Genomic DNA, 6387 nt, shown 5'->3' with positions numbered 1-6387 from the left:
ATCTTGGACGATTGGTATAGAAAGGGTGTACAAAGAGTTGATTCATAGTATAATACAACGAGTATAAAAATGGTGAAAACGGGGTTTCGAGGCGAAAGAAAGAGGAGAGGTGCTAGGCCTTGTCATAGGCACTAGGGGGGAGTATGACGGAAAGGAGAACGAATGACGAGGAACGAATGACGAATGACGGAGGTAATAGGGGGAATGTAGCGACGGAAAGGAGAAGGTAAAGCGAAGGTAGGAGAGAGATGTAGTGAACAATTTAGCAAAAAAGAAGAGGTAAGAATGCTATGGCAATTCTTACCTCTTCTTATTATAGTTCAATACAATTAAAATATCGCAGAGAACAATTTAGGATTGATGTTTAGGCTACACCAGAACCAGTCTTGGTAACCGCGTTGGTTAGCAGTACCTTTGAGGGCTTTGGTGCCATCGTTGGCAAAATAAGTAGAGTAACCTACTTGTAACCCTATAAAAGGTTGTACTTTTAAGTTGTACACTAAGTCGATTTCACTACCGAGGCTACTGTGCTTCTTATCAGTTTCGAACTTGGCAGCGGGTGCAAAGAAGTGATAAGTAGCGCTGAGGTTGCTCTTTTCGCCAGTGCGCACATTGGCAGTGAGATAAGGATTGAGCAAACCTACAGAAGGAGTGAAACCTACATAGTAATAATCCATAAAGCCGTAGAACTTGTGGTTGGTACCGCTGAATGGGTTAAATTTCTTATCTTTACCCGAAGTGTCATCAGAGGCGTTGCCACTGAGGTAGTCTACTCCAGCGGTTAAGCCAAAGATAGGAGAAAACTTGTAGCCTGCGTTCACTGCAAACATATAAGCGCTTTTATCGGCTCCTGTAGCGTTTTTACCAGTTTGCATATAAGCAGAAGCTCCATAGCTCAACTGGTTACTTTTGCCAGTGTAGTGCGCACCGAAAGTTTGCATATTTTGGTCAGCACTATCATCAGTACGGTAACCTAAGTTAGCAAACAAGAGCGACAATTGGTGCGCTTCACTGATGCTATAGTGCGCGTGAAGCGCTTGCAAGTGTTGGTAATCCTGACCCAATCCTGGAGTAAAATTCTGTCCGCTGGGAGTATTTACATTTAGAGTAGGGGTCGTGGTACTTCCCGATTGGTTATACGCAAAGAAACCGCGAAGTGTCAACTTTTCAGAAGGTGTCCAATTGAGGTTCACTGCATCGTGGCTACGTCCGGCAGGGTGCCAATCGAGAGAGCCGAAAATACGGTCGTCGTCCAGTGCAATCACTTGTCTACCTACTTTTGCGCTAAGGGTATTCACAAGAGGGAATTCGGCGTAAGCCTCGAAAACCGACATACCGCCTGTTTTATCGACGGCTTGTACTTGTTGCGCTTGCCCCCAAACGTTCACGTTTTGAAGAGAAACGTACAAATGTAGGCGGTCGCTATGCTTATAGTCGAAGTTTAAGCGCACGCGGTTGTTGGTGAGGATAGCAGGCGATTCACCTTCTACTAAAGGGCGATATGCCCCATTGCGGTACTCGAAACGCGGACGAATTTGTGCTGATAGCGTGAACTCGTTATCGGCAGGTGGCGGAGGAGGTGGTGTCATCATCTCTTCCATAGGAGGTTGTGGAGGAGGAACACCTTCATTAGGAGCAGGAGGATTTTCTACCTGCGCAGTTGCTAAAGAGGGGTACAAAACGAAAGCGGTACCCAAAGCAAAAAATGATAATAAATGTTTTTTCATTGGTATAGTGTTTTTAAAATATTTTACGTTTAAAATAGGTTAAAATGCTAAAAATAAGTCATAAATACAAGTTTTCTTATTTAGAATTACAATAAAATAAGGATATATCTTTATTTTCTTTTGCAAATGTAAGGAAACTATTTTACATTTGCAACGAAAAGCAACGAAAAAAATATTTTTTTATATAATGGCGACAACAGATAACAACACCCCATCTACTAAAAAAGGACGATGGTTTCGTTTCTTAATTCCCTCGTTAGTAGGGATACTGATAGGGCTTTGTGGATACAAATTTTATATATCCAAAGCATACACCTATCTGTCTGACGACCCCAAGGCGTGTGTGAACTGCCATATTATGGAGCCTGAGTATGCTACGTGGATGCACTCTTCGCACGGTCGCAATACTGTGTGTAACGATTGTCACGTGCCTCACGACAACGTTTTTCGCAAATATTATTTTAAAGCGAACGACGGTCTGCGTCACGCCACGATGTTCACCTTCCGTATGGAACCACAAGTGATTAAGATGCACTCTCCAGGGCAAAGAGTAGTACAAGAAAATTGTATTCGTTGCCACAGCACCCTTGTAAGCGAAGTGCAAGCAGGCAAGGTAACTGCTGAAATGGCACACGCTGGTAATGGCAAATTGTGCTGGGATTGCCACCGCGAAGTACCTCACAGCCGTGTGAGAGGGCTTAATGCTGCTCCTCATTCCCCTGTACCTATTATTAGTAATATGCCAAGCAATACCCCCGATTGGCTTGATAATATGGTGAAAAACAGAGAAAAATCAAATAATTAAAAAAACGAAATATAATTTATACAGCGATGAAAAAGAACATTGGTTAATTGCAGGTTTATTAGCAGTGGTTACCTTTTTATTAGGTCTATTGGCTAATTCGATAATGAACAGATCTACAGAAGCTCAATTGATAGCTAGAGGTGGTAATAACCTTAAAGAAGGTGAATGCCGCAACGAGCTTTATGAACCCTTCTATCCTCGTGAATACGCTTCGTGGGCAGCTACTGCCGACACTACTTTCCGCTCTAAGTATATGAGTAGTAACGATGATGATCTGCTTGAGCTACGTCCAGAAATGGTAATCCTTTGGGCTGGTTATGCTTTCTCTAAGGGATACAACGCTCCACGCGGACACATGCACGCTATTGAAGACGTTACTAAAATTCTTCGTACAGGCGCTCCTACCGATTCTACCCACTCTCCTCAACCAGGTACTTGCTGGACTTGTAAAAGCCCCGATGTGCCTCGCCTAATCAAAGAAGTAGGTGCTGAAACTTATTACAGCGCTCCTTGGGATCAATGGGGTAGCCAAATCGTAAATCCTATCGGTTGCGCTACTTGCCACGATACTAAAACTATGAAATTGCAAGTAAGTCAATTGGCTTTACAAGAAGCCTTCAAACGTCAAGGTCGCGATATCAATAAAGCTACTCATCAAGAGATGCGTTCTCTCGTCTGTGCGCAATGCCACGTAGAGTACTACTTCAAAGGTGATAAAAAATATCTTACTTTCCCTTGGGATAAAGGTATGACTATTGAAAAGATGGAAGAGTACTACGATGCAGAAGGTTGGACTGACTATGTACACCCACTTAGCCGTGCCCCTATCCTTAAAGCACAACACCCTGACTATGAACTTTCTCAACTCGGTATTCACGGACAACGTGGCGTTTCTTGCGCCGATTGCCATATGCCTTACAAAACTGATGGTGCTGTAAAATTCTCTGACCACCAAATTAGCAGCCCTTTGCGTAACGTGTCTGCAAGCTGCCAAACTTGTCACCGCCAAAGTGAAGAAGAATTGGTGAAAAACGTATACGATCGCCAAGATGCTGTATATGGTATGCGTATGAAACTCGAAAAACAATTAGCAAAAGTACACTTCAAAGCTAAATTCTTGTGGGATAACGGCGCTACTGAAGAACAAATGAAACCTACTTTGGCACTTATCCGCAAATCACAATGGCGTTGGGATATGGTACACTCTTCACACGGTGCCGCTTTCCACGCTCCTATCGAATCTGAACGCCTCCTTAGCGATGGTCTTATCTATGCTTATCAAGCTGAAAATAATTTAGATGTGCTTAAAGAAAAACTAAACATCAAAACCGCTTTCGTAATGCCTGATATCAGCACTAAAGCTAAAGCCCAAAAAGAAATTGGTTTGGATATCCCTAAAGAAGAAGCTGCTAAGAAAAAATTCTTAGAAACTATCGTTCCTAAATGGATTAAAGAAGCTAAAGAAAAAGGACGCTTAGTAACCCAAAAGTAATTTAACGAATTACGAATGACAAATGACGAGTAGGGGCGAATGTAATTCGCCCCTATTTCTTACCTCTTATCTTTTACCTAACTATGAAACAATATCCTTTCGCTATTCTCGTAGCGTGTATATCCCTTATCATAGGGCTGATACTACAACTTACCTTAGGAAGTATCAGCAAAAGTTGGTTTAGCTTTCCTTACAATGTAATAGGAGGCTTTGCCTTTGTGGTACTCACTACAGCTGTATATTTTATTTTTAGAAAAACGAATTTTATCGTGCGCTTTTCATCAGCGCCTTTTGCTATTGTTACGGTCGTAACCCTTGGGGTACTCACCATTGGTTTGGGGAGCATCAACGTAAATCCTCAAGAGGTAGCTCATAGCTTTGTGGGCAAATTGGGCTTAGACGACCTTACCAAAACTTGGTACTTTGGTATTATCTTCGTATTGGCACTGATGAATCTTTGGTTTTCTATCCTCAAACGCTCGATGGTCTACCAACGCAAAAACATACCTTTCCTCCTCAATCACTTTGGCTTATGGCTTACAATGTTCGCTGGCGTATTAGGACAGGGAGATATTATACGTCTGAAAATGAACCTCTATAAGGATAAACTCGAATGGCGCGCTACTACTGAAGATAATCAAATGGTAGAACTTCCCATTGCAATGGAACTCAAAGAGTTCAGTATTGATATTTATCCTAACAAACTATTTGTGATTGATAGTACAGGTTCAGCACTACCTCACGAAAAACCTCGAGGCTTTATGCTGGAGAAAGAAGGTGACTATGCAACCTTGTTGAACTGGAAAATTACTCTTCACCAATATCTTGAAAAAGCTATTCCCGATACCGATAGTACCTACATCAATCATACGATGTGGGGTGCGACCAATGCGGCTAAGGTAACCGTAGAAGACCTTCGTACTCACAAAAAGAAAACCGATTGGATTTCTGCAGGTAACTTCCAATTCTCACCCCGTGCCATTCATTTAGACGATGAGCATACCTTGGTAATGGCTCCTGCCGAAGCACGTAAATTCCAATCTGAGGTATTAGTATATCAAAAAGGAAAAGAAGAAGTTTTAGAAGAAAAAATAGAGGTGAATCACCCTATTAGTGTAGACGGTTGGCGTATTTACCAATTGAGTTATGACGAGCGTATGGGACGCTGGTCAGAACTTAGTGTGGTAGAACTCATCTCCGACCCTTGGTTACCTGTCGTTTATGTAGGGATTTTCTTACTACTTGCTGGCGGTATTGCCCTACTCTTTGAAGTAAAAACTAAAACAGCTAACAAGTAACAGCTAACGCTGTTGTTAATTATTAATTGTCAATTGTTAATTAAAAATGTGGCATTATTTTAATCTTATAACATATATTACAGTAGCTTTGTGGCTACTTTCGGGTACGCTTATCTACAGCAAGAGCAAAGCACTTAGAGGACTGAGTATTGTAGCTCACTTAGTAGCTACCTTAACCATAGGAGGTTTTATTGTTGCCTTATGGCAAAACTTAGACCGTCCGCCATTGCGCACACTTGCCGAAACGCGTATTTGGTATGCTTTCTTTATGGGGCTCATAGGCTGTGCTATCTATTGGCTCTATCGCCAAAAGTGGATGCTTAGCTATTCAGCAGTAATGGGTATTGTATTTATAGTCCTTACCTACACTCACCCCGATACGATGAACAAAGCCTTGATGCCTGCTTTGCAGAGCGTTTGGTTCGTGCCTCACGTAATCGTGTATATCTTTGCTTATGCGATGTTGGGTATGGCTTCTCTCACTGCTTTTTATGGCATTTATCGCTATAAAAAAGGACAAGAAGTACAATCAATTTTCATTGTTATCGATCAGCTCGTAAAAATAGGTTATGTATTCCTCACCTTTGGATTGCTTTTTGGAGCCCTTTGGGCAAAAGAAGCGTGGGGACACTATTGGACGTGGGACCCTAAAGAAACTTGGGCGTTTATCACTTGGCTCGGCTATTTGGTATATCTCCACCACAAGTACAATCACAAAGAAAAGAAACCTTTTCAGAGTTTTATCATCGTAGGGCTCGCATTTATACTGTTGCTCATCTGCTGGTTTGGCGTTAACTACTTGCCAACGGCACAAATGAGTGTACATACCTATTCAGGATAAATAACTAAAAAAGCTGTTAAGCAAGGGCTTAACAGCTTTTTTACTTGTTGTGCTACGATTTTTGCTGAAAGTTATAACTGCCCGTGTAGCTTACACCTTCCCATTGGCTAATTCTCTAATTTCTCAACCCGCCTATCCTCTTTCCGTCAAAACCCTAGCGCCTATGGCCTAAGGCCTAGTGCCTTTTCTCTTTCTTTCGTCTCGAAACCCTGTTTTTAACATTT

At 41.9% G+C, this 6387-nt stretch carries 5 protein-coding genes; 4 read left to right on the top strand and 1 reads right to left on the bottom strand.

Going from position 1 to position 6387, the window contains the following annotated elements; genetic code table 11:
* Positions 1-329 precede the first annotated feature (329 nt).
* Complete coding sequence (locus tag HMPREF9078_RS03045) at positions 330-1727, bottom strand: alginate export family protein (protein WP_009419274.1); 1398 nt, start codon at positions 1725-1727, stop codon at positions 330-332.
* Between the two features lie 187 nt (positions 1728-1914).
* On the opposite strand from HMPREF9078_RS03045, the gene nrfH reads away from it, so the two are divergent.
* The 4 genes from nrfH to ccsA all read left to right on the top strand — a co-directional run bounded on the left by nrfH (position 1915) and on the right by ccsA (position 6163).
* Positions 1915-2532 (top strand): cytochrome c nitrite reductase small subunit, encoded by a 618-nt coding sequence (gene nrfH / locus HMPREF9078_RS03040; protein ID WP_009419272.1) that lies wholly within the window; start codon positions 1915-1917, stop codon positions 2530-2532.
* A complete protein-coding gene (gene nrfA, locus HMPREF9078_RS03035; protein ID WP_034542668.1) occupies positions 2528-4024 on the top strand; it encodes an ammonia-forming cytochrome c nitrite reductase in 1497 nt (498 codons plus the stop codon). The genes nrfH and nrfA overlap by 5 nt, the downstream gene beginning before the upstream one ends.
* Positions 4025-4107: 83 nt before the next feature.
* Positions 4108-5322: a cytochrome c biogenesis protein ResB gene (locus tag HMPREF9078_RS03030; protein WP_009419270.1), complete on the top strand. Its 1215-nt coding sequence runs from the start codon at positions 4108-4110 to the stop codon at positions 5320-5322.
* A gap of 46 nt (positions 5323-5368) precedes the next feature.
* Entirely contained in the window at positions 5369-6163 is a 795-nt protein-coding gene (gene ccsA / locus HMPREF9078_RS03025) for a cytochrome c biogenesis protein CcsA (protein ID WP_009419269.1), read from the top strand.
* Positions 6164-6387: the final 224 nt, after the last annotated feature.

The organism is Capnocytophaga sp. oral taxon 380 str. F0488 (assembly GCF_000318255.2).
GTDB classification, from domain to species: Bacteria; Bacteroidota; Bacteroidia; order Flavobacteriales; family Flavobacteriaceae; genus Capnocytophaga; species Capnocytophaga ochracea.
This window is presented reverse-complemented; position numbering and strand designations above follow the sequence as displayed.

Excerpts from the sequence above, each read along its gene's own strand:
- HMPREF9078_RS03045 (WP_009419274.1), bottom strand. The coding sequence starts at position 1,727 with ATGAAAAAACATTTATTATCATTTTTTGCTTTGGGTACCGCTTTCGTT.
- nrfH (WP_009419272.1), top strand. The coding sequence starts at position 1,915 with ATGGCGACAACAGATAACAACACCCCATCTACTAAAAAAGGACGATGG.
- HMPREF9078_RS03030 (WP_009419270.1), top strand. The coding sequence starts at position 4,108 with ATGAAACAATATCCTTTCGCTATTCTCGTAGCGTGTATATCCCTTATC.
- ccsA (WP_009419269.1), top strand. The coding sequence starts at position 5,369 with ATGTGGCATTATTTTAATCTTATAACATATATTACAGTAGCTTTGTGG.